The sequence below is a fragment of the Kitasatospora sp. NPDC056138 genome (genome assembly GCF_042264695.1).
Classification (GTDB): Bacteria; Actinomycetota; Actinomycetes; order Streptomycetales; family Streptomycetaceae; genus Kitasatospora.
Genome location: NZ_JBHJVK010000010.1, coordinates 126,050 through 147,915 on the forward strand (window position 1 = coordinate 126,050; position 21,866 = coordinate 147,915).

Consider the following 21,866-nt stretch of genomic DNA (forward strand, 5'->3'; position numbering starts at 1 on the left):
GGGCGGCCCACCGGGTCACAGCGGAGTGGCGGCCTTGAGCACCAGCAGCAGGGCGACGGCCGCGTTGAGTGCGGAGAGCGCCGAGGCCGCCGTACCGGCGGCGGCCACCATCGCGGCCAGGCCGACCGGGCTGTGGGCCGGCGGCCAGGTCTCGGGCGGCGCCTCGGGGCTGAGCAGCGCGGCCACCCGGCGCGGGACGGGCCCGGGGGCGGCGAAGGCGGCGAATCCCGGCGCGGGTACGTGCTGCGACACCAGGGCGGCCTTGGCGACCGCGCGGGCCGTGACCCGGCGGCTGCCGACCGTGTGCGCCGCCTCCTCGTCGGCCCAGCGCTCGGTGCTGTAGGCGACGGCCTTCTGCAGCGGCCGCAGGAACGGGTTGACGCAGCTGGCCAGCTGGGTCGCCAGCAGATAGCGGTGGTGGCGGTTGGCCAGGTGGGAGCGCTCGTGCGCGACCAGGGCCCGGCGCTCGTCGTCGGCGAGGCTGTCGATCATGCCGGTGGAGACGACGATCCGCCCGGGTGCACCGGGCACGGCATAGGCGTACGGGTCGCTGTCGGGCAGCACGGCCAGGTCGGAGTCGCGCGGGACGAACTCCAGCGCCTGCTGGGCGCGGGCCCTGATCCGCAGGTGCCGCCGCAGCGTGACCGAGCACGTGGTCAGGACCGTGACCAGGACGATCACCGCCGCCGTACCGACCTCCTCGTGGAAGGGGACGGCCGCGCGGACCTCGGGGTCGGACCAGTTGTCCGGGAGGGGGTTGCCGGGGATCTGGGCCGTGCCGACCACGAACAGCAGTCCGAGGCAGAGCGAGCTGCAGACGGCCATGCTCACGCTGATCCAGGTCAGCAGCCGGACCGCGGTGCGCGGGTGGAGGTGGTGTTCGGCGAGGCGGGCGATCGGCAGTGCCGTCAGCGGCAGGATCAGGGGGAGGAAGACGAAGACGCCCATGGCTCAGTGCTCCCGTTCCTCGGTCGAGCCGTCCAGCAGGGCCCGCAGCCGCCGCTCGTCCTCGGGGAGCAGGGCGCTGACGAAGCTGGCCAGTACCGCGTCCCGGTCGGACTCGGTGTCGAGCATCCGGCGCATCCGGAGAGCGGCGAGGCCCGCCGCGTCCGAGGCGGCCAGCCAGAGGTAGACGCGGCCCGACCGGCTGCGCGAGACCGCCTGCTTGGCGAGCAGCCGGGAGAGGATGGTCATGACCGTGGTGTAGGCCAGTCCGCCGCCGAGGCGTTGCTGCACCCAGCCCGCGGTGACCGGCTCGGGGGCGCTGCTGAGCACTTCCAGGACCTGGCTCTCCAGTTCGCCCTGGCCGCGCTTGCGGGGTCGCCTGCCGGCGTCGCCTCTGCTCCGGTCCATGGTGTCTCCCTCCCCGGCGGGCCCGTCCGTGTGCGCGGCGCGCGCCCTCATCCTAGTGAGCGGGCGGTGTGCGGCCGCCCACTCGCCCTTCGGCGGCGGTCCCGCTTCCTCTACACTGCTGTAGATTCAGTGCGCGCCGCAATGCTACAGCCGTGCCCAGGGCAGCCGTCCGGGCCCGGGCCGGCGTCCAACGCATCGGAGGACACCTGTGGACGTACCTCCTCGGCTTCGGCAGCAGGACCGAGCCGACTTCGAGCGTGCGCTCGCCCAGGCGCTGGCCGCCGACGACGTCCGCGCGGCACTCGCGCACAACGCCCGGGGCCTCGACAACGCCGGTCTGCGGGCGCTGGCCAGGTCGGCCTCGGCCGAGATCGCGTCGGCCGCGGCGGACGAGTACGGCGAGTACGCCCGCCTCCGCGCCGCCGCCGACCTGGCCGGAACGCTCGGCGGGCAGCCGCAGGACGAGCCGGGTGCGCGGCGCGACGGCGGTGGCCTGATGAGCGCGCTCGCGGTGTTCACCCCGATCCTGGCGGGCACCGCCGCGGTGCTCTGCTACCTGGTCGGCTGCCTGCTCAGGCTCTTCGAGGGAACCGACCACCGGCCGGCCGACTCGGTGGTCGAGGTCGCCTGGTCCGCCGCGATCGTCGCGGCCGCCAGCGCGTTCGCCGGCGTGGTCGGGCTGCTGATCACCGCCGCCCGTCAGCGCTCGGCCGCCCTGGCGCAGGCCGGCACCGCGGAGCCTGCCCCGGACGGCCTGCTGCTGGCCCGTGAGGCCTGGCGGACCGCGCTGCTCGAACGCGGCATGCTCCCCTTCCTCCTCGGCCGGCTGGACCCCGCCCGCAACGGGGACCTTCCGGCCTGACCGCCCGGGCCGCCAGGGCTTCGGCCCGCGGCTGGAGGGCAGCCGCCGCCGGTGGGCAACCGCTGCCGGAGCTGCGGCCGCCCACCGGCGGCGGAGTACTGCCGGAGGTGCCGTCAGGCGGCGGGCAGCAGGTCGGTGTGGTGGCGGCGGGTCACCTCGGGGTGGGCTCGCAGGTAGCCCTTGAGCTCGTTGAAGCCAAAGTCGGCGTAGAGCGGGTTGGCGGGATCCTGGGTGGCACCGGGTGCGTGCCGGGCGCCGGGGAAGTCGAGCGGCTCGATGTGGGCGTCCAGGCGCGGGTTGTAGAAGAACGGGACGGAGAACCGCTCGCGGGCCCCGGCCGGGCTGACCACGCGGTGGCTGGTGGCCTTCAGGTAGCCGTTGGTGGCGACTTCGAGCAGCTCGCCGAGGTTGACCACGAAGGCGCCGGGCATCGGCGGCACCTCCAGGTAGGACCCGTCGGGGCGCTCCACCTGGAGACCGCCGACCTGGTCCTGGAGCAGCAGCGTGATGAACCCGTAGTCCTTGTGCGAGCCGACGCCCTGCCCGGCGCCGTCCGGAGCGGTGCCCGGGTAGCGGACCAGCTTGAGCCGCAGGTGCGGATGGCCGGCGAAGGCGTGGTCGTAGAAGTCCGGCTCGGCGCCGATCGCGGCGAGGAGCTCGTGCAGCAGCTGCTCGGCGACGCCGCTCAGCCGGTCGATCCACCCCAGGGCGGCGGTGCGCAGCTCGGGCAGCGCCGCCGGCCACTGGTTGGGCCCCTCCAGCCACCAGTAGGCCGGCTCGTCGGGGGTGGGGACGTGCGGGGGCAGCTCGGCGCCGATGTCCAGCTGGTCGCGCCAGTCCTGGCTGCCGCCGGTGCGCTCGTCGCCGGTGCGGGTGTAACCGCGGAAGTGCGGCGAGTTGAGGTTGCTCACGGAGAGCCGGTCGGCTTCCGGGAGTGCGAAGAAGGCCCGCATGGCGCTGGTCAGGGCGGTGGTCTCGGCCGCGGTTATGCCGTGGCCGGTGAGCTGGAAGAAGCCCACCTCCGTGGCGGCCGCGCGCAGCGCGCTGCGCAGGCGGGCGCGGTCCTCGGGGCTGCCGTCGGCGAGCGACAGGTCGATCACGGGGAGGGTGGCGGGGAACGGCTGCTTGGTCATGGATGACATCCGCTGAGGTCGGTGCCCCGGCTGGTCCGGTGGTTGCCGGAATGCCGTCGCTGTCGCCTGGTGGGTGGGGGCGGGTGCAGCGGTGCCGGGGGAGGGTGGGAAGGGCGAGATCAGCTGGAGCGTCGACAGGCCGTGCTCGTGACGCGGCACAGGTCCACGTGGCGACGACGCATAAGGATAAGCATGCGACCATCCTAGATGACCTTATGGGCGGTGGTCGAACACGTTTCGGCAAACTCCTGTGGCATGTGCCACTGCCGCGGCATCGAGCCGCGTCCGGCGCGCTCACCGCCCGAGGTCCCGGGCCGCCAGCTCGCGCAGTTCGGTCTTGCGGACCTTGCCGCTCACCGTCATCGGGAACGCCTCCACCACCCGCACGTGGCGGGGCGTCTTGAAGTGCGCGAGCCGCCCGTCGCAGTACGCGGCCACGTCCTCGACGCCGAGCGTGCCGGCCGGGTCGCGCAGGACCACGAAGGCGAAGACCTCCTCGCCGTACCTGGGGTCGGGCACCCCGACCACCTGGACGTCCGCGATCGCCGGGTGGCTGTGCAGGAACTCCTCGATCTCGCGCGGGTACACGTTCTCCCCGCCGCGGATGATCACGTCCTTGATCCGCCCGACCACGGACAGGTAGTCGTCCTCGCGCAGCACGGCCAGGTCGCCGGTGTGCATCCAGCCCTCGGCGTCGACCGCCTCGGCCGTCCGCTCGGGCTCGTTCCAGTACCCGAGCATCACCGAGTACCCCCGGGTGCACAGCTCGCCGGGTGTGCCGCGCGGCACCGTCCGGCCGGTTGCCGGGTCGGCCACCTTGACCTCGACCTGCGGCATCGCCCGGCCGACCGTCTCGGTGCGGTGCGCCAGGTCGTCCTCGCGCCTGGTCATGGTGGAGACCGGCGAGGTCTCCGTCATCCCGTACACGATGGCCACCTCGGCCATGTGCATGTCCGACTGGACCCGTTTCATCACCTCCGCCGGGCAGGGCGAGCCGCCCATCAGGCCGGTGCGCAGCGAGGAGAGGTCGTACGAGGCGAAGTCGGGCAGGCCGAGTTCGGCGATGAACATGGTCGGCACCCCGTACAGCGAGGTGGCCCGTTCGGTGGCGACGGCGCGCAGCGCGGCCGCCGGGTCGAAGCCCTGCGAGGGGATCACCACGCAGGAGGCGTGGCTGAGCGCCGCGAGGTTGCCGATCACCATGCCGAAGCAGTGGTAGAACGGCACCGGCACGCAGATCCGGTCCTGCTCGGTGTACCCGAGCAACTCGCCCACCGAGTGGGCGTTGTTGAGGATGTTCCGGTGGGAGAGGGTGGCCCCCTTGGGGAAGCCGGTGGTGCCGGAGGTGTACTGGATGTTGATCGGGTCGTCGCACCGCAGCGCGGGGAAGTCCCCCTCGGGTCCGGCCAGTTGCTTCCACTCCGGGGTGCCGATCCACAGGGTCTCCCGCAGTGCGGGACACCGGCCGTCGGCCAGCACCTCGCCGACCATCGCCCGGTAGTCGCTGCTGCGGTAGGCGGGCTGGGCGACCAGCAGGGCGACTCCGGACTGGTTCAGCACGTACGCCAACTCGTGGCTGCGGTAAGCCGGGTTGATGTTCACCAGGATCGCGCCGAGGCGGGCGGTGGCGTACTGCACCAGCACCCACTCCGGGCAGTTCAGTGCCCAGATGCCCACCCGGTCGCCCTCGGTCACCCCGCGCGCCCGCAGCCCCCGCGCCAACCGGTCGACGTCCTCGGCCAGTTCGCGGTACGTCCAGCGCCGCCCGCTCGGGACGTCCACCAGCGCCTCCCGGTCCGGGAAGGCGGACACCACCTGGTCGAGACGCTCCCCGATGGTGCAGGTCAGCAGTGGACTGCCCGTGCTGCCACGGGAGTAGGACGCGTGCTCGGTCACCGTTGGACCTCCGGCTCTTGCGGTTGGGCACGGGCGTGGTGCGGAGTGCTGCCGGGAACTGCGGTGTGCCCGACCAGGCTTGGTCAACGGCGCCGGTTCGTCAAGACACCTCGCCTGCCCGTATGGGCGGTACGGGGTCGCAGGGCCGTGGAACTGGTAGACAGGGTGCTCACCTCCGGCTACGGGGCGGTTGAGGGAGACGGATGCAGGTCGGGCGGATTGACATCGAGCGGCTCGACGCCGGGCGGCTCGACCCGGTGGCGGGGCGGATCCTGGACGCGGCCCTGCAGCAGTTCACCCGCAGCGGGCTGCGCCGCTCGACCGTGGACGACGTGGCCAGGCGGGCCAAGGTCTCCCGGGTGACGGTCTACCGGCGCTTCGGGAGCAAGGAGGGCCTGGTCGCGTTCTGCCTGCTGCGCGAGTCGCGCCGCTTCCTCGCGGTGCTGGACGCGGCCGTGGCGGAGCTGCCGTCGATCGAGGAGCGGGTCGCCGAAGGTTTCGCCGTGACCCTGCGGCACATCAGGAGCCACCCGTTGATGGGCGGACTGCTGCGGCTGGAGCCCGACGTGGTGCTGCCCTTCCTGACGGTGGACGGCGGTCCGGTGCTGGTCGCCGTCCGCGACCATGTCGCCGAGCGCCTCCGGCGGGAGGGGGTGGGCGGTGCCGGGAACGGCGGTGCAGGTGGTGCGGGCGGTGCAGGGGGTTCGGAGGCTGCGGCGGTGGCCGAGCTGATGGTGCGGGTGGTGGTCTCCTTCCTGCTCACGCCGGCCAGCTGCATCGAGCTGGACGACGCCGACCGGGCGCGGGACTTCGCCCGCCGCTTCCTGGTGCCGCTACTGCGGCGTCACTGAGGGTGGCGGCCCGGGTGCCGCGGGTGGGGCCGTCGGTGAAGGCACCGATTTGTTCGCGATTGTTCGCGCCGGGCTCTTGACCTGCGGTGAATACGGAGGAAACTGGTCAATACACCGGAAAACCGGACAGAGCCACAGTGGCTGATGGAGACGTCCACCGGCTGTCGTGACAATGATCCAGGCTCTGGCTAAGCCCCCGGCACGTCCGCCCGATACCGGAACCGACAGCGACGACTGAAGGCCTACGGTTCGAGAACGGGACTACCGGGGACTGTCATGTCCGGACGCGGTGCGCTCCGCACCCGTGAAGGTCCGCACCCGTGAAGGTCCGCGCCGGCCGGCCCGTGGCGATCGAGCGCGTCCCGTGGGGGCCGGGCGCGTGGAGACCAGGGGCGTGGAGGCCGGGCCCGTCAGGAGGCCGAGCCCGTGAAGGGGCAGCCGCCGCTCTTCCCGCTCTGCCCGGAGTTCTCCTTGCCGCTCTGCTCGAAGGTGCCGAGCTCACTGACCCGGTAACCGTTCGGGTAGCCCCTGACCTGGCTGCTCTCGCGGGCCGGGGCCGGCCTGCGGCGCGGCGGCAGCAGCCGGACCACCCGCCCGCGCATCCGCATCCCGGCCCGAACGGCTTTCTGCAGCACGGCGGATGGCCGCGGATAGCCGAAGGCCTCGCGCAGCGGGTCGTCCAGCAGGCAGATCGACGAGGCCCGCATCGCGCCGCCGAGCGCCTTCGGGTACCAGCTCGCGGTCAGGTCGAGGGTGGCGTCGGAGACGTCCCGGCCACCCTGGTCGAAGCCGAAGTTGGCCCGCTCGTAGTCGTCCAGCAGCCGCTCGAACTCCTCGTACGTCTCCGGGACGTCCCGCAGTCCCATGTACCGGCCGAGCCGGCGGTAGTAGTTGACGGCGGCCCGCACCTCGTGCGGCGAGTACGGCCGCCAGCCGTAGTCGTCCAGCCAGCGCTTGGGGACGACGACGAAGGTCGAGAGGACGTAGACGTAGTCCTCGTCGGAGATGTCGTAGCGCCGGTGCATCTGGTTCATCCGGCGGATCGCCTCGCGGCCCTGAGCGGACTCGAAGCCGTGCTCCAGCACCGCGTCCAGGATCAGCACCGTGTCGTCGTACCGCTTCTGCGTGCGCTCGGTGAACTCGCCCGTCCGGGCCAGCAGTCGGCCGATGCTCGGCACGGCGTAGGTGCGGTAGAGGGCGAAGCCGAGTGACTGGTTGGTGTCCCAGGGGAACTCGTACTGGCTGCTGATCCGGTAGATCTCGGCGAAGTCCGTCTCGGGGTCGAGCTGGTGTATCCGGTCCAACCAGACGTGACGCTTCATCGGGATCCTTCGTCGGCCGCGCTGCCGCGACCGGGTGGTGCTGAACGGTTGCCCAGACTCTACGGCTTGACGGGACGTCGAGGCGAGGGGGCCGGTCGGATCTCCGGTGAACGGGTGGAGGGTGATCGGTGAGGGCCGGGGCCCGGCCCGGGCGGCCGTCCGTTCGGGCGGCTGTCCGTTCGGGCGGCTCCGGTCGTCCCGGGCGTCGCCGTCCGGTGCCCGCGCTCGGCTCGGACCGCCGGTTTCAGGCCGGGCCGCTGGTTCGGGCCGGGCCGCTGGTTCGGGCCGGGGTGCCGGTTCAGGTCGGACTACCATGAAATGCGAGGTTTCTCGGTGCCCGGACCGCAGTGGTAGGGAGGCCGGTATGGCGTTCGAGAATGCTGTTCTCGGAGGAGTGGACGGCTCCCGCTACCTGCCGATCTCCGAGCACGGTCTGATCGGTGATCTCCGCACCGCCGCGCTCGTGGGCACCAACGGCACCATCGACTGGTACTGCTGCCCGCGCTTCGACGCGCCCAGCGTGTTCGCGTCCATCCTCGACGCCGACCGGGGCGGATCGTTCGAACTGGCCGCCGACGTGCCGACCCGCACCCGGCAGTTCTACTTCCCCGACACCAACGTGCTGATCACACGGTTCTTCGCGGCCGACGGGGTGGCGGAGATCCAGGACTTCATGCCGGTCGTCGACGAGTCGCGCGAGGCGGGCCGGCACCGGCTGATCCGGCGCGTGGTCTGCGTCCGGGGAACGCTGCCGTTCCGGGCGAGGGTGGCTCCGCGCTTCGGCTACGGGGCCGAACCGCACTCGGTGCAGCTGCGGGACCACGAGGCGATCTTCCAGTCCCGGTCGCTGTCGCTGTCGCTGACGGCCACCGCGACGCTCGAGAGCGACGGCCGGGACGTCTGGGCGCACTTCAAGCTCCTCGAGGGCGAGTCCGTGGTGTTCGCCCTCGACCGGATCGGCGACGAGGTCAGGCCCCGGGCCTGTCCCCGGGCCGAGGCGGAGGACCAGTTCGGGGCGACCGTCAGGTTCTGGCGCCGCTGGCTGGCGGGCTCGCGCTACCACGGACGGTGGCGGGAGACGGTGCACCGCTCCGCACTGGCGCTCAAGCTGCTCACCTACGCGCCGACCGGCGCGATCGTGGCAGCGCCGACGACCAGCCTGCCCGAACAGATCGGCGGCGAGCGCAACTGGGACTACCGCTACGTGTGGGTCCGCGACGCCGCCTTCTGCATCTACGCCATGCTCCGGCTGGGCTTCACCTCGGAGGCCGAGGCGTTCATGGGCTTCCTGGACGAGCGGTGCATCCTCCGGGGTCCCGGGCAGGGCGTCGGTGCCACGGGCCCGCTCCAGATCATGTACGGCATCGACGGGCGCTGCGACCTGCCCGAGTACGAGCTGTCCCACCTGGAGGGCTACCTCGGATCCGCTCCGGTGCGGGTGGGGAACGCCGCCACCGGCCAACTCCAGCTGGACATCTACGGGGCGCTGATCGACTCCGTCTACCTGTACGACAAGTGGGGGCAGCCCATCAGCAGCGACCGCTGGGACGAGGTCGGCTTGGTGGTGGACTGGCTCTGCGACAACTGGGACCAGCCCGACGAGGGTGTCTGGGAGACCCGGGGCGGCCGGAAGAACTTCCTGTACTCGCGGCTGATGTGCTGGGTGGCGATAGAGCGGGCCATCCGGACGGCGAACCGGCGCGGACTGCCGGCCGACCTGCCCCGCTGGCGGCAGAGCCGGGACGCGATCTACCGGCAGATCATGCGGCAGGGCTGGTCGGCCGAGCGGGGAGCGTTCGTCCAGGGGCTGGGCAGCGACGTGCTCGACGCCTCCCTGCTGATGATGCCGATGGCCAAGTTCATCTCGCCCACCGACCCCAAGTGGCTCTCGACCCTCGACGTGCTCACCACGGACCTGGTGTCCGACTCGCTGGTCTACCGCTACGACCCGGAGGCCAGCCCGGACGGCCTGCGGGGGACCGAGGGCACCTTCTCGATCTGCTCGTTCTGGTACGTCGAGGCACTGGCCCGCGCCGGGCGGCTGGAGGAGGCCCGGCTGGCCTTCGAGAAGATGCTCACCTATGCCAACCACCTCGGCCTCTACGCCGAGGAGATCGGTCCGACCGGCGAGCAGCTGGGCAACTTCCCGCAGGCGTTCACCCACCTTTCGCTGATCAGCGCCGCGTTCAACCTGGACCGCGCGCTCGGCTGAACCGGGTACTCGGCCGAACCAGGAGCTCGGCTGAACCGGGCGCCGCCGACCGGCCGTCCTCGCTGCCAGGTGTTCGAATATGGCGTGCGCGTGCGAATGGGTGCGGAGCGTGACCGGTCCGTCTCGCTTCTCTGCATATGTGCAGATCAGGGCGTTTCTGTCGCTCTATCAGATAGTTGGACTTGAATATCACTGAACATATGTTCGATCCTGAAGTGTGCCCACTTTCGATTCCGCGCTGCTCCGCCCGGCCGCCCTCGCGTCGACCGGAGAAGACCTGCTGCCCGTCCTCCCGGCACTGGCACCGCTGCTGCCCGGTGGCGGGCTGCGGCGCGGCGCGGCGGTCTCGGTGCAGGGCGACACCGGTCTGCTGCTGGCGCTGGCGGCCGGCGCGGCGGCGGTCGAGGGCACCTGGTCGGCGGCCGTGGGACTGCCCGACCTCGGGCTGGCGGCCGCCGCCGGATACGGCTTCGACCTGCGCCGGCTGCTGCTCGTTGACGACCCCGGGCAGCACTGGCCGGAGGTCGTCGCGGCCCTGTCCGGGGCGGTCGGTCTGATCCTGCTGCGCCCGGACGGCCCGGTACCCGCGCAGCTGGCGGCCCGGCTCACCGCCGTGCTGCGGCGCGGCGGCTGCGCACTGCTGGTGGCCGGCCCCTGGCCGGGAGCCGGGTTGCGGCTGGGCGTGAGGTCGGCGCGCTGGTTCGGCCTGGGCGAGGGGTACGGACAACTGCTGGGACGGCAGGCCGAGGTCGCGGCAGAGGGACGCGGAGCCGGAGCCCGCGTCCGGACGGCCCGCCTGTGGCTGCCGGACGAACACGGTGCGGCACGGGTGGTCGAACCTGGCGAGTCGGGCGGGGTGTTGCCTGCCGGGGCGCTGCCTGCCGGGGCGGCACCTGTCGGGGCGGCGCCCGTCGGGGTTGCCGGGGTTGCCGGAGGCGCAGGGGTCGCCGCACCGGAGCCGGCGCTCGGCGGTCTCGGGCTGGCGGTGGTGTGAGTGGGCGTGGAGACGGGGGCGGTGGGTCCAGTGACGTGAGTGGTGCGGCGGTGTGAGATGGCGACGACGGTGACCGTGGAGTGGGGTTCGGACCGGGGCTCGGGCTCGGGCTCGAATTCCGGTTCGGGCGTGCCGCGAGTGCTGGTGGTGTGGTGTCCGGACTGGCCGGTCGTGGCCACGGTGCCGGAGGCCGCCGGTACGGACCGTGCGGTGGCGGTACTGGAATCCGGACGGGTGCTGGCCTGTTCGGACGCGGCCCGTGCCGCAGGCGTACGCCGTGGACAGCGGCTGCGGCTGGCCCAGCGGCTCTGCCCGGAACTGGAGCTCCGGGACCGTGACCCGGAAGCCGAGACCCGTCTGTTCGAACCGGTGGTCGCTGCGGTGGAGGCGTTCACGCCCCGGGTCGAGGTGCTGCGGCCGGGGATGTGCGCGATCCCGGTCAAAGGGCCGAGCCGCTACTTCGGCGGCGAGGAGGCGCTGGCTGCCCAGGTGCACACGGCGGTCGCCGAGACCCTCGGCCGAGGCGTGTCCCGTCTCGCGCCCGATGCCCCGGCCGACGGTCCGGCCGATGCCCCGGCCGACGTGCCCCCGCCGGAGGAACGCGTACCGCCGTCACCGCTGCTGACCCACGGGGAGGGTGGACGGTCGGCCGAGGTACGGGCGTTGCCGCTGCACGGGGACGACGGCGGCGGTGGCGGCAGAGGTCCGTCGGAGGAGGGGCGGGCGACTTGTGCGGTCACACCGCTGCACCGTGAACCCGAGGGCGGTGATCGGGCCACGTCCGTGGCCCGGGCATCTGCGACCACAGCACCGGCACCGGCGGCAGCAGCGGCGGCGGCCCGGGAGCCCGGTGAGGCCGAAGGGCTCCGGGAGTTCAGGGAGTTCAGGGAAGCCGGAGAGGCCGGGGAGTTCCGGGTGGAAGCGCCGGAGATGCCGCCGCGTTGCCAGGTCGGAGTGGCCGACGGGCTGTTCGCAGCGGTGCTCGCGGCCCGTGCCGGGGTGCTCGTGCCGGACGGCAGGACGGGGGAGTTCCTCGCCCCGTACCCCGTGACCGCGCTCGGGGACGAGCCGTTGACCGAACTGCTGGTCCGACTCGGGGTGCACACCGTCGGCGGTTTCGCCGCACTCTCCGGACGGGCGGTTGCCGACCGCTTCGGCCCCACCGGGACGGCCGCACACCGCCGCGCCCGCGGACTGCAGTCACGTCCGCTCGTCCCCCGCCCCGAGGGCCTGGACCTCACGGTGGAACACCGCTTCGACCCGCCGGAGCTGCTCGCCGAACCGCTGATCTTCGTGGCCCGCACGCTCGCCGAGCAGTTGCATGCCCGGTTGGCCGCGGCCGGACTGGCCTGCCGACGGGTCGCCGTCGAGGTGACCTGCGCCGACGGTCGTACCGTCTCCCGCCTCTGGCGGCACGACGGCAGACTCGGTCCCTTCGCGCTCGCCGAACGCGTCCGCTGGCAGCTCCAGGCCTGGCAGACCGCAGGCACCTTCGCGGCGCAGGCATCGGCCCCGGACGACAGCGGCAGCAGCAGTGACAGCGACGACAGCGGCCCGGCCCTCGGCGCGGCGGCCGGCTTCACCGCGCTGCGCCTCGCCCCCGACGGCCTGGCACCCGATCGGGGACGGCAGCTGGCGCTCTGGGGCCAGGCCGTGGCCGAGGACCGGGTCGAACGTGCCGTCGCCCGGGTGCAGGCGGTGCTCGGGCACGCCGGACTGCGCCGGATCGAGCCGGCCGGCGGCCGGGGCCCGGCGGAGCAACTGGCACGGGTGCCCTGGGGAGAGGTGCACGAGGCACCTGCACCCGCCCCCTGGCCGGGTCGGGTGCAGGACCCGGCACCCTCCGTGGTGCCCCGCAGCCCGGTGCCGGTCACCGTCCTGGACCCGGACGGACAACCCGTCACCGTCAGCGGACGAGCCGAGGTGTCCGCTCCGCCGTCCCGGCTCGTCCTGGACGGAAGGCTGCTGGAGGTCACCGGCTGGACCGGGCCCTGGCCCGCTGTCGAGTACTGGTGGGATCCGGCCCGGCGCCGCCGCCGGGCCCGCTTCCAGATCACGGTGGCCGGTGACCGGGCCCTGATGCTCACTGTCGAGGACGGCCGCTGGTCCGTCGAGGCGGCCTATGACTGACACCGCCCACGCCCGGTACCGCCCACGGCTGACACCGCCTGCGCCCGGTACCGCCTGCGCCCGGTACCGCCACGCCTGCGACAGCGCACGGACGGAAGGGGGACCCCGAGACACCGAACCGCACCGGCACCATCCCCGACCACCCCACGGAGCACGATCCGCGATGGGATTCACCAGCCACCCCTCGCTCCCCTGGAGCGAGTTGCGCCGCCGCATGGCGGGCCGACCGGGCGAGCCCGACCGGCCCGGCGGCGATGTGGTGCCGCTGCACCGCCGTCCGGCCTCGCGGACGCCGCCCCCCTCCCCGCCGGGGGCGGCCGTCCCGTGGGCGGAGCTGCACACCCACTCCGCGTTCAGCTTCCTCGACGGCGCGAGCGACCCCGAGGTGCTGGCCGAGGAGGCCGTCCGGCTCGGCATCGAGACCGTCGGGCTCACCGATCACGACGGCCTCTACGGGGTGGTCCGATTCGCCGACGCGGCAAGGGACGCAGGGCTTCGGACCGTCTTCGGTGCCGAGCTCGGCCTGAGTCCCGACGAGCACCTGCTGGTCCTGGCCCGCAATCCGGCGGGTTACCGCAGCCTGTCCGGCGAGATCAGTGCCGCCCAGCTCGCGGGCGGCGCGAAGAACCGTCCGGCGTACGACTTCGCCCGGCTCGCCGCCGCCCACCGGGGCCAGTGGGCGGTGCTCACCGGCTGCCGAAAGGGGCGGGTAGCCGCTGCCCTCGCCACCGGCGGTCCGGCGGCGGCCGAGCGGGAACTCCACCGGCTCACCGAGGCGTTCGGCCGGGAGAACGTCTACGTCGAACTGATCGACCAGCGCCTGCCCGGTGACGACCTGCGCAACGCCCGGCTGGCCGCGCTCGCGGCCGGACTCGGCCTGACCGCCGTCGCCTCCAACAACGTGCACCACGCCACCCCGGCCGAGGCCCGGCTGGCCCAGGGGCTGGCCGCGCTGCACGAACGCCGCACGGTCGAGCAGGCGGCCGGCTGGACGATGGCCTCGGGCACGGCCCATCTGCGGTCGGGCCGCGAGATGGCCGCCCGGCTGGCCCGCTACCCGGGCGTCCAGCAGGCCACCGTGGAGCTGGGCCGCGCCTGCGCCTTCGACTTCGGCGGACTGGACCCCCGGCTCCCGGGCTTCCCGGTGCCCGAGGGACACAGCGAGAGCAGCCATCTGCGCGCCCTGGTCGCCGAGGCCGGGCCGGTCCGGTTCGGCGCGGACAACGAACCCGCGCTGCGCCAGCTCGCCCGCGAACTCGAGGTGATCGAACAGCTCGATCTGGCCGGGTACTTCCTCATCGTCCACGACATCGTGGACTTCTGCCGGGAGCAGGACATCTGGTGCCAGGGCCGGGGCTCCGCCGCCAACTCCGCCGTCTGCTACGCCCTCGGCATCACCGCCGTGGACCCGATCCACTACCGCCTGCTCTTCGAGCGCTTCCTCAGCCTCGAACGCGACGGGCCGCCCGACATCGACCTCGACATCGAGAACCGCCGCCGCGAGGAGGTCATCCAGTACGTCTACCGGCGCTACGGGCGCGAGCACGCCGCCCAGGTCGCCAACGTCATCACCTACCGGCCCCGGCTCGCGCTGCGCGACGCGGCCCGGGTGCTCGGCTACCCGCAGGGGCAGATCGAGGGCTTCACCCGGCAGGCCGACTTCCGCAGCCCGCCGGGCGCGGACGCGGTGATCCCCGCCGACGTGCTCGACCTCGGCCGCCAACTCCACGGACTGCCCAGGCACCTGGGGATCCACTCGGGCGGCATGGTGCTCACCAGGGAACCGGTCGGCGAGATCTGCCCCACCGAGTGGGCCCGGATGCCGGGGCGTTCGGTGCTGCAGTGGGACAAGGACTCCACCGCCGGAGCCGGACTGGTCAAGATCGACCTGCTCGGCCTGGGCATGCTCTCCGCACTGCACGACACCTGCGACCTGATCGCCGCCCACCACGGCCGCCGCCTCGACCTGGCGGGCATCCCGGACGACGACGCGGCGGTGTACGAGATGCTCTGCCGGGCCGACACGGTCGGTGTCTTCCAGGTCGAGTCGCGAGCCCAGATGGCCACCCTGCCGAGGCTGGAGCCGCGCCACTTCTACGACCTGGTGGTCGAGGTCGCGCTGATCCGGCCCGGACCGATCCAGGGCGGCTCGGTCCACCCCTATCTGCGCCGACGCGCCGGGGCCGAACCGGCCCGCTGCCCGCACCCGTTGATGGAGAACGCCCTGAGCAAGACCCTCGGGGTGCCGCTGTTCCAGGAGCAGATGATGCAACTGGCCATCGACTGCGCCGGGTTCAGCCCGGCCGAGGCCGACCGGCTGCGGCAGGCGATGGGCGCCAAACGCTCCCACCGGCGGGTCGCCGAACTGCGGCAGCGCCTGCTGGACGGCATGGCCGAGCGCGGCATCCCCGCCGACATCGCCGAGGACGTCTACACCAAGATCGAAGCGTTCTCCAGCTACGGCTTCCCGGAGAGCCACGCGATCAGTTTTGCCTATCTGGTGTACGCCAGCGCGTGGCTCAAGCACCACTACCCGGCCGCCTTCACCTGCGCCCTGCTGGCCAACCAGCCCATGGGTTTCTACTCGCCGCTGAGCCTGGTCGCCGATGTCCGGCGGCACGGCGTCGAGGTCCGTGGGGTGGACGTCAACGCCAGCAGGCCGGGCCCGACCCTGGAGCCCGAGCCCGAGCCCGAGCCCGAGCCCGAGCCCGAGCCCGAGCCGTGCGGCCGTACCGCCGTCAGGCCGTCCGCCGGCCCGCCCGACCGCCAACCCGCCGTCCGCCAGCCCGCCATCCGGCTCGGGCTCACCGCTGTCAGAGGGCTCGGTGCCCCGCAGGCGGAGGTGATCGCCGCCGGGCAGCCCTACGCGGACCTGGAGGACTTCGCCTGCCGTACCGCCCTGCCGACGTCCGTCCTGGAGGCGCTGGCCACGGCCGGGGCCTTCGGCTGCTTCGGACTGACCAGGCGTCAGGCACTCTGGTCCGCCGGGGCGTACGCGACCGTCTCGCCGGACAGCCTGCCGGGCACGGCCCCCGGTGTGGACGCTCCGCCGCTGCCCGCGATGACCCCGGTCGAGGAGACCATTGCCGACCTCTGGGCCACCGGGACCTCCGCCACCAGTCACCCCGTGCAGCATCTGCGCCCGGCCCTCGACCGGGGCGGCGCCCTGCCGGCGTCGGCCCTGCCCGGGGTCGAGCCCGGCACCTCCGTCCTGGTCGGCGGACTGGTGACGCACCGCCAGCGGCCCCCGACGGCAGGCGGTGTCCTCTTCCTCAGCCTGGAGGACGAGACCGGCCTGATCAACGTCGTCTGCAGCCGCCCGGTCTGGGAGCCCAACCGCCGCACCGCCCTGGACCGGGCCGGACTCCTGGTCCAGGGTCTCGTCGAGCGCAACCACGGCGCCACCAACCTGGTCGCCACCCGCCTGACCGCCCTCCGGATCGGTGTCTGAGGGGAGCGGCGTCCGAGAGGGCGGCGTCCGAGAGGGCGGCGTCCGAGAGGGGCGGCGTCCGAGGCCGACGGGCCGGGTGCGGGCCGGTCGGCGCGTCCGGGCCGTGCCGACAGCGGGAGTTTCCGGCTTCCCGTCCGGTGGTTCCCGTCCGGCGGCCGGACGCTCAGCGGACGGGTTTCGGCGGGTGGAGCGTGCCGGGGTGGTCGACGAGGGCGGCGGCGACAGCGGCCTCGGCGTGCAGGCGGGTGGTGGCGAAGACCGGGACGGGGCTGTGCTCGGGGGCGATGAGAAGTTCGATCTCGGTGCAGCCGAGGATGACTCCCTCCGCTCCGGCGGCGACCAGCTCGTCGATGACTGCCTGGTAGGCCAGGCGCGACTCCGCTCGGATGACGCCCTGGCACAGTTCCTCGTAGATGACCCGGTGGACCGTGGCGCGGCTGTCGGGGGACGGGACGAGGACATCCAGCCCGTGGTCGGCCAGACGGCCACGGTAGAAGTCCTGTTCCATGGTGAACGCCGTGCCGAGCAGACCGACTCGGCGCACCCCGGCAGCCCGGACGGCAGCCCCCGTGGTGTCGGCGAGGTGGAGCAGCGGGATCCCGACGGCCGCCGCGACCTGGTCGGCGACCTTGTGCATGGTGTTGGTGCAGATCAGCAGCAGGTCCGCGCCTGCGGCCGCCAGTGCTTCGGCGGCGGAGGCGAGCACCTCACCGGCCTCCTCCCAGCGTCCTTCGACCTGGAGGCGCTCGATCTCCGCGAAGTCGACCGAGTAGAGCACGCACCGGGCCGAGTGCAGGCCGCCCAGTTGCTCCCTGGTCAGTTCGTTCAGCAGACGGTAGTACTCCGCCGTGGATTCCCAGCTCATTCCGCCGAGCAGGCCGATGGTCTTCATCGGCCAACTCTCGCATGCCCGGAGGCCGGGGGGATCAGCTGGTCAGCCGGCCGGGCCCGACGGGTCGGCACGGGCGTTCCGGCCGAGCACGGCGGAGCGGTACTGCTCGAAGGAGGTGTCCACCCTGGCCTCCGCCGGGCTGACCCGCTTGCTGCTCGCGGGAGCGGACGTCTCCCCGGCGGCCGATGCGGCGGCAGCGGAAGTCGCGGCGGTGGAAGCCACGGCGGAGGACAGGAGGCCGACAGCGAGGAGTGCCGCGAAGCCGGCCGCCACGGTGTGGAGCCGGCCACCGGGTCGAGCGTGGAACCGGTGCGGAGTCGACCGTGGGATCGTGTGCGCCGCTTCATGACGCACAGTCAACCATTCGTCAACAGAGGTGGTGAATCGCTCGATGGAGGGATATTCGGCTCAACTCGCCGCCCTCGAAGGCCGCCCCTCTCCCGGGGGGCCCGCGAACGCCTGGGCGATCGGCAGCCAGGCCGACGCGGTTGCGCCCTCGGCGCGCAGCACCAGGTCGTCCCGGTGCCGCCGCTTGGTCACCAGCAGGCAGAAGTCCAGCGCGGGACCGGTCACCCGGTCCTCCGCGTCCTCGGCCCCCCAGGTCCACAGCTCGCCGTCGGGCGCCGTGAGTTCGACCCGGATCGGCCGGTCCGGCGGCGGCACCGGCAGTCCGTGCTGCGCGAACGCGAACCCCATGGTGCGTACGCCGAGGTGGGCCACCTGCCGCAGTCGGGCGGTCGGCTTGCGCTCCACGTCGAGGGCGTCCGCGACGTCCTGCCCGTGCGCCCAGGTCTCCATCAGCCGGGCGGTGGCCATCGTGGCGGGCTTCATCGGCGGACCGAACCACGGCAGTCGAAGTCCCGCCGCCTCGGCCTCCCGCAGTGCGGAGGCCAGTTCCTCCCGGCCGGCGCGCCAGCGTCCCAGCAGCGCGGCGGGCTCCTCGCCCACGCCCTCCGCCGCACCCGCCTCGACGGGATCCGCACCGGAGGTGAACTCGCCTTCGGTGGCGGCCCGGAAGCCCTCGGCGTCGCGCGCCGCGAGCAGCGACCAGCGGTCCGTCCAGGCCAGGTGGGCGATCTGGTGGGCGATGGTCCACCCGACGGCCGGGGTCGGGGTGGTGAGCCCGGCACGGTCCAGTCCGGCGACCAGGTCGTCCAGGTCGGCACTCTCGGCCCGCAGGTCGTCCAGGAGCGCGGTGAGGTCTGCCATCGGTCTGCCTCTCCAGCCTTCCGTCGGTGGTGTGACGGCGGTCCGCCGGCACCCGTCGGCACCCGCTGGAGCCGACGGCGTCCGCAGCGTAACTGCTGTGACGGGCCGGGCGGAACGGGTCCGCCCGGAACTCTTCCGTCCAAGGGGTGCGAGCCGCGGTGCCGGGCGTCGACCTTCCGACCCGACCCGGGGACCACCGCCCGGCGTACCCGCAGCCCCCGTGCCCGCCCGCACCGGCGCCTGCCCGCCCATGCCCGCGTTGCCGTCTCCGGTCACCCGGAGAGTGCGATGCGCGAGCCGGGTGTCCGCAACCGGGCCGAACCGGGCGCAGCAGCAGGCAGGTTCGGCCCGGGCGGGGCCGACCGCCCCTGCCGCACAGCTCAGTTGACCCCGCGCTGCTGCCCCTCCCAGTAGGGCGCCCGCAGTCGGAACTTCTGCAGCTTGCCGGTGGTGGTCCTGGGCAGCGCGTCGCGGAACTCCACCGAGGTCGGCGACTTGTACCCCGCCAGCCGCTGCTTGCAGTGTGCGATCAGCTCGGCCTCGTCGGCGAAGTGGCCGTCCTTGAGCACGACCAGCGCCTTGACCGTCTCGCCCCACCTGGCGTCCGGCACACCGATCACCGCGACCTCCAGCACCGCCGGGTGGCGGTACAGGCAGTCCTCCACCTCGATCGAGGAGACGTTCTCGCCGCCGGAGATGATGACGTCCTTCTTCCGGTCGGCGATGGTGAGGGCGCCGTCGGTGAGAGAGCCGCCGTCGCCGGTGTGGAACCAGCCGTCCTCCAGCGCCGCTTCCGTCTCTTCCGGCTGCTGCCAGTAGCCCTCCAGCACCACGTTGGAGCGGACCAGCACCTCGCCCTGCCCGTCCACCCGCAGCTGAGTGCCCAGCGCGGGCGCGCCGGCCTGCGCCAGCTTCTCCGCCCGCTCGGCGGAGGGGAGTCCGTCCCACTCGGCGCGGCTGCGGTTGACCGTGACCAGCGGTGAGGTCTCGGTCAGGCCGTAGATCTGCATGAACTCCCAGCCCAGCTCGTCCTCGAAGCGCTGCACCATCGCGGTGGGCGGCGGCGCGCCGGCGATCACCATGCGGACCCGGTCCCGCCCGGGGATCGGCCCGTCCCAGTCGGCGGCGGCCTCCAGGATCATGGCGGCGACGGCGGGTGCACCGCTCAGGAAGGTCACCCCGTGCCGCTCGACCCGGCGCAGGATCTCGGTGCCGTCCACCTTGCGCAGGACGACGTGCTGCGCGCCCAGCCCGGTCAGCCCGAACGGCATGCCCCAGCCGTTGGCATGGAACATCGGCAGGGTGTGCAGGTAGACGTCCCGGTCGCTCGCCCCGAAGTGCATCGCCATCAGTACCGCGTTGAGCCAGAGGTTGCGGTGGGTGAGCTGAACTCCCTTGGGGCTGGCGGTGGTTCCACTGGTGTAGTTGACGGTGGCGGTCTGCGACTCGGAAATCCGGTGGCGTACCGGCTCGTCGGCGAAGTCGTACAGCACCTCGTCGCTCTCGGCGCCGAGGACGAACCGGTGCTTGACCGGGATCCCGGCCAGTGCCTCGTCCAGCTCCGGATCCACCAGCAGGACGGACGCCCCGCTCTGTTCGACGATGTACGCCACCTCCTCCGCCTTCAGACGGAAGTTGACCGGTACCAGCACCCGGCCGTGGCCGCTCACCCCGTAGAACGAGGTCATCAGGCGGGCGGAGTTGTGCGAGACGACGGCGACCCGCTCGCCGGGGCCGACGCCGAGCCGGTCCAGGCCGGCGGCCTGGGCGCGGGCCAGCTCGGCCATCCGTCGATACGTCACATCGCCCCAGGAGGAGGCGGGCTGGACCGGTTCGTCGATCAGTCCGACGCGGTCTCCGTAGACCAGCTCGGCCCGGTCGAGGAAGTCCATCACGGTGAGTGGAGTCTGCATGACGCCACTGTGCCCGGCCCGGCGGCCTCCCGCCTACCCCTGTCCGGGGACGGCGGAGGCGGCCCGGCGGAGGACGCCACCTGGGACCGGCCACCCGGGACCGGCCACAGGACCGTTCACCCGGGACCGGCCACCCGGCAGCGGCGGGTTCTAGGCCGTCACGCCGTCCGTCACACGACTTTTCACGCGGTCCGTCACGGCATCCGGCACAACGTCCGTCACGGCATCGCTCACGACGCCGGTCACACCGGCCGTGCGCAGCGCGGACGCGAGGCGGTCGCGCACCTCGCTCTGCGCCGCGATCCGCCGTTCCAGGACGGCGAGCCGGTCCAGTGCCACCTGCAAGCCCTCGGCGGAAGGCACGGCGGAGCTCAGGTCGCCGTCCAGGCACGGCAGGAAGACCCGGACGTCGTCGACGGTCAGCCCGGCATCGAGCAGGTGGCGGATGTTGTGCACCCGGTTGACCGCTCCGGATCCGTACCGGCGGTAGCCGTTGTCCGCACGCTCGGAGTGGATCAGGCCGGACTGCTCGTAGTGCCGCAGGGAGCGGACCGACACGCCTGCGGCCGTGGCCAGTTCACCGATCCGCATCCATTGCCCCCCGCATCCGCCGGTCTCACGCGACGACGGCACCGCCGTCCACCGGGAAGACTACGCCGGTGACGAACGAGCCCTGCGGGGCGGCGAGCTGGGTGATCGCCCAGGCCACCTCCTCGGGTCGGCCGAGCCGGCCCAGCGGGGTGTGGGCCACCTGCCAGTCGCGGATCCGGGCACTCTGCTCCGGAGTGCGGCCCGAGTGCTCGCCGATCGGCGTCTCGACTGCGCCGGGAGCGACCGCGACCACCCGGACGCCACGGGGGGCGAGCTCCACCGCCCAGCTGCGGGTGAGGAGTTCGAGCGCGGACTTGGTGGCCGCATACACCGAACTCCCGGGCCAGGCGCGTTGACCGACCGAGGTGGTGACGTTGACGACCACGCCGCGAGCGGCGATCAGCGGAGGGAGCGCGGCCTGGGTGAGCAGGATCGGGGCGACCAGGTTGGTGGCCAGCTGTGGCTCGATCGACGCAGGCGGGATGCTGCCGAGCGCTCCGCTGCGGACGATCCCGGCATTGTTCACCAGGATGTCCAGACGCCCGTGCAGCGCCATGACGGCGTCGACGATCCGTTCGGGCGCGCCGGGAGCGGTGATGTCGGCGGACAGGGGAGTGATGGAGGAGCTCCCACGGGCGGTGGTGTTCCCGCCGAGAGCGGTGGGGTCGGCCGCGTTCCGGTCGGCAGCCGCAGAGGCGGAACCCGCGCCAGAGGCAGTGCGGGAGAAGGAGACGGGGGCAGGGACAGGGGCGGGGGCGGAGGCGGTCGTCTCGGCGAGGGGTCCTGGGCGGCGTCCCACGGCCACCACCCGGGCGCCGAGGGCGGCGAACCCGTGTGCGGTCGCGCGGCCGATTCCGGTCCCCGCGCCCGTGACCACGACGACCTTTCCGTGCAGCGAAGTGCTGTCGATGCTGTTCACGAGGGAGAGCGTGTAACCCTGCCGCCAGTGTCAGGGTCAAGGCGTCCGCTCGGAGACAGGGACAGGTTTGGATCGTGTCCACTCGGCCGTACCGGTGTATCTGGTCGTCCGGGAGGGTGGATCGAGTGCGTCTGGTTG

18 protein-coding genes are annotated in these 21,866 nt (G+C 72.9%); 6 read left to right on the plus strand and 12 right to left on the minus strand.

The features are described 5' to 3' along the window. Positions 1–15: 15 nt before the first annotated feature. On the minus strand, positions 16–948 hold the full coding sequence (locus tag ACFC1R_RS10065) for a M56 family metallopeptidase (protein ID WP_375935634.1): 933 nt from the start codon (positions 946–948) through the stop codon (positions 16–18). A 3-nt stretch (positions 949–951) separates the two neighbouring features. Then, positions 952–1,353, minus strand: a complete 402-nt coding sequence (locus tag ACFC1R_RS10070) for a BlaI/MecI/CopY family transcriptional regulator (protein ID WP_375935637.1) — start codon at positions 1,351–1,353, stop codon at positions 952–954. A gap of 208 nt (positions 1,354–1,561) precedes the next feature. Here ACFC1R_RS10070 and ACFC1R_RS10075 point away from each other — a divergent pair, with 208 nt between their 5' ends. Beyond that, complete coding sequence (locus ACFC1R_RS10075; protein ID WP_375935640.1) at positions 1,562–2,215, plus strand: hypothetical protein; 654 nt, start codon at positions 1,562–1,564, stop codon at positions 2,213–2,215. A gap of 113 nt (positions 2,216–2,328) precedes the next feature. On the opposite strand, the gene ACFC1R_RS10080 is transcribed toward ACFC1R_RS10075, so the two are convergent. From ACFC1R_RS10080 to ACFC1R_RS10090, 3 genes are all read right to left on the minus strand, one after another. Next, the gene (locus ACFC1R_RS10080) at positions 2,329–3,348 is read right to left on the minus strand and encodes an isopenicillin N synthase family dioxygenase (RefSeq protein WP_375935642.1); all 1,020 of its coding nucleotides are present in this window, start codon (positions 3,346–3,348) and stop codon (positions 2,329–2,331) included. 119 nt (positions 3,349–3,467) lie between these two features. After that, complete coding sequence (locus ACFC1R_RS10085) at positions 3,468–3,542, minus strand: putative leader peptide (protein ID WP_375935726.1); 75 nt, start codon at positions 3,540–3,542, stop codon at positions 3,468–3,470. A gap of 100 nt (positions 3,543–3,642) precedes the next feature. After that, positions 3,643–5,244 (minus strand): AMP-binding protein, encoded by a 1,602-nt coding sequence (locus ACFC1R_RS10090; RefSeq protein WP_375935644.1) that lies wholly within the window; start codon positions 5,242–5,244, stop codon positions 3,643–3,645. 203 nt (positions 5,245–5,447) lie between these two features. Between ACFC1R_RS10090 and ACFC1R_RS10095 the strand changes: the two genes are divergently transcribed. After that, a complete protein-coding gene (locus ACFC1R_RS10095) occupies positions 5,448–6,095 on the plus strand; it encodes a TetR family transcriptional regulator (RefSeq protein ID WP_375935647.1) in 648 nt (215 codons plus the stop codon). A gap of 410 nt (positions 6,096–6,505) precedes the next feature. Here ACFC1R_RS10095 and ACFC1R_RS10100 read toward each other — a convergent pair whose 3' ends face one another. Next, the gene (locus ACFC1R_RS10100) at positions 6,506–7,417 is read right to left on the minus strand and encodes an oxygenase MpaB family protein (protein ID WP_375935649.1); all 912 of its coding nucleotides are present in this window, start codon (positions 7,415–7,417) and stop codon (positions 6,506–6,508) included. Between the two features lie 364 nt (positions 7,418–7,781). Between ACFC1R_RS10100 and ACFC1R_RS10105 the strand changes: the two genes are divergently transcribed. The 4 genes from ACFC1R_RS10105 (at position 7,782) to ACFC1R_RS10120 (ending at position 16,204) form a co-directional block, all read left to right on the plus strand. Continuing rightward, positions 7,782–9,629, plus strand: a complete 1,848-nt coding sequence (locus ACFC1R_RS10105; RefSeq protein ID WP_375935652.1) for a glycoside hydrolase family 15 protein — start codon at positions 7,782–7,784, stop codon at positions 9,627–9,629. A gap of 217 nt (positions 9,630–9,846) precedes the next feature. Beyond that, positions 9,847–10,623 (plus strand): hypothetical protein, encoded by a 777-nt coding sequence (locus ACFC1R_RS10110; protein ID WP_375935655.1) that lies wholly within the window; start codon positions 9,847–9,849, stop codon positions 10,621–10,623. A gap of 129 nt (positions 10,624–10,752) precedes the next feature. Then, positions 10,753–12,753, plus strand: a complete 2,001-nt coding sequence (locus ACFC1R_RS10115) for a hypothetical protein (RefSeq protein WP_375935658.1) — start codon at positions 10,753–10,755, stop codon at positions 12,751–12,753. Between the two features lie 163 nt (positions 12,754–12,916). Beyond that, complete coding sequence (locus ACFC1R_RS10120; protein WP_375935661.1) at positions 12,917–16,204, plus strand: error-prone DNA polymerase; 3,288 nt, start codon at positions 12,917–12,919, stop codon at positions 16,202–16,204. A gap of 163 nt (positions 16,205–16,367) precedes the next feature. Here the strand turns inward: ACFC1R_RS10120 and ACFC1R_RS10125 are convergent, their stop codons facing one another. The 6 genes from ACFC1R_RS10125 to ACFC1R_RS10150 all read right to left on the minus strand — a co-directional run bounded on the left by ACFC1R_RS10125 (position 16,368) and on the right by ACFC1R_RS10150 (position 21,728). Next, positions 16,368–17,096, minus strand: a complete 729-nt coding sequence (locus tag ACFC1R_RS10125) for an aspartate/glutamate racemase family protein (RefSeq protein WP_375935664.1) — start codon at positions 17,094–17,096, stop codon at positions 16,368–16,370. 42 nt (positions 17,097–17,138) lie between these two features. Further along, the gene (locus ACFC1R_RS10130; protein ID WP_375935667.1) at positions 17,139–17,318 is read right to left on the minus strand and encodes a hypothetical protein; all 180 of its coding nucleotides are present in this window, start codon (positions 17,316–17,318) and stop codon (positions 17,139–17,141) included. A gap of 186 nt (positions 17,319–17,504) precedes the next feature. After that, positions 17,505–18,305 carry a TIGR03084 family metal-binding protein gene (locus tag ACFC1R_RS10135; protein ID WP_375935670.1) on the minus strand — a complete coding sequence of 267 codons (801 nt, stop codon included), beginning with the start codon at positions 18,303–18,305 and terminating at the stop codon, positions 17,505–17,507. A 380-nt stretch (positions 18,306–18,685) separates the two neighbouring features. Beyond that, positions 18,686–20,218, minus strand: a complete 1,533-nt coding sequence (locus ACFC1R_RS10140; protein ID WP_375935673.1) for an AMP-binding protein — start codon at positions 20,216–20,218, stop codon at positions 18,686–18,688. 150 nt (positions 20,219–20,368) lie between these two features. Next, a complete protein-coding gene (locus ACFC1R_RS10145) occupies positions 20,369–20,809 on the minus strand; it encodes a MerR family transcriptional regulator (RefSeq protein ID WP_375935675.1) in 441 nt (146 codons plus the stop codon). A 25-nt stretch (positions 20,810–20,834) separates the two neighbouring features. After that, positions 20,835–21,728 (minus strand): SDR family NAD(P)-dependent oxidoreductase, encoded by an 894-nt coding sequence (locus ACFC1R_RS10150; protein WP_375935678.1) that lies wholly within the window; start codon positions 21,726–21,728, stop codon positions 20,835–20,837. Positions 21,729–21,866 lie beyond the last annotated feature (138 nt).

Coding starts and splice junctions, on each gene's coding strand:
- ACFC1R_RS10065 (WP_375935634.1), bottom strand. CDS start 948: ATGGGCGTCTTCGTCTTCCTCCCCCTGATCCTGCCGCTGACGGCACTG.
- ACFC1R_RS10070 (WP_375935637.1), bottom strand. CDS start 1,353: ATGGACCGGAGCAGAGGCGACGCCGGCAGGCGACCCCGCAAGCGCGGC.
- ACFC1R_RS10080 (WP_375935642.1), bottom strand. CDS start 3,348: ATGACCAAGCAGCCGTTCCCCGCCACCCTCCCCGTGATCGACCTGTCG.
- ACFC1R_RS10095 (WP_375935647.1), top strand. CDS start 5,448: ATGCAGGTCGGGCGGATTGACATCGAGCGGCTCGACGCCGGGCGGCTC.
- ACFC1R_RS10100 (WP_375935649.1), bottom strand. CDS start 7,417: ATGAAGCGTCACGTCTGGTTGGACCGGATACACCAGCTCGACCCCGAG.
- ACFC1R_RS10105 (WP_375935652.1), top strand. CDS start 7,782: ATGGCGTTCGAGAATGCTGTTCTCGGAGGAGTGGACGGCTCCCGCTAC.
- ACFC1R_RS10120 (WP_375935661.1), top strand. CDS start 12,917: ATGGGATTCACCAGCCACCCCTCGCTCCCCTGGAGCGAGTTGCGCCGC.
- ACFC1R_RS10125 (WP_375935664.1), bottom strand. CDS start 17,096: ATGAAGACCATCGGCCTGCTCGGCGGAATGAGCTGGGAATCCACGGCG.
- ACFC1R_RS10135 (WP_375935670.1), bottom strand. CDS start 18,305: ATGGCAGACCTCACCGCGCTCCTGGACGACCTGCGGGCCGAGAGTGCC.
- ACFC1R_RS10140 (WP_375935673.1), bottom strand. CDS start 20,218: ATGCAGACTCCACTCACCGTGATGGACTTCCTCGACCGGGCCGAGCTG.
- ACFC1R_RS10145 (WP_375935675.1), bottom strand. CDS start 20,809: ATGCGGATCGGTGAACTGGCCACGGCCGCAGGCGTGTCGGTCCGCTCC.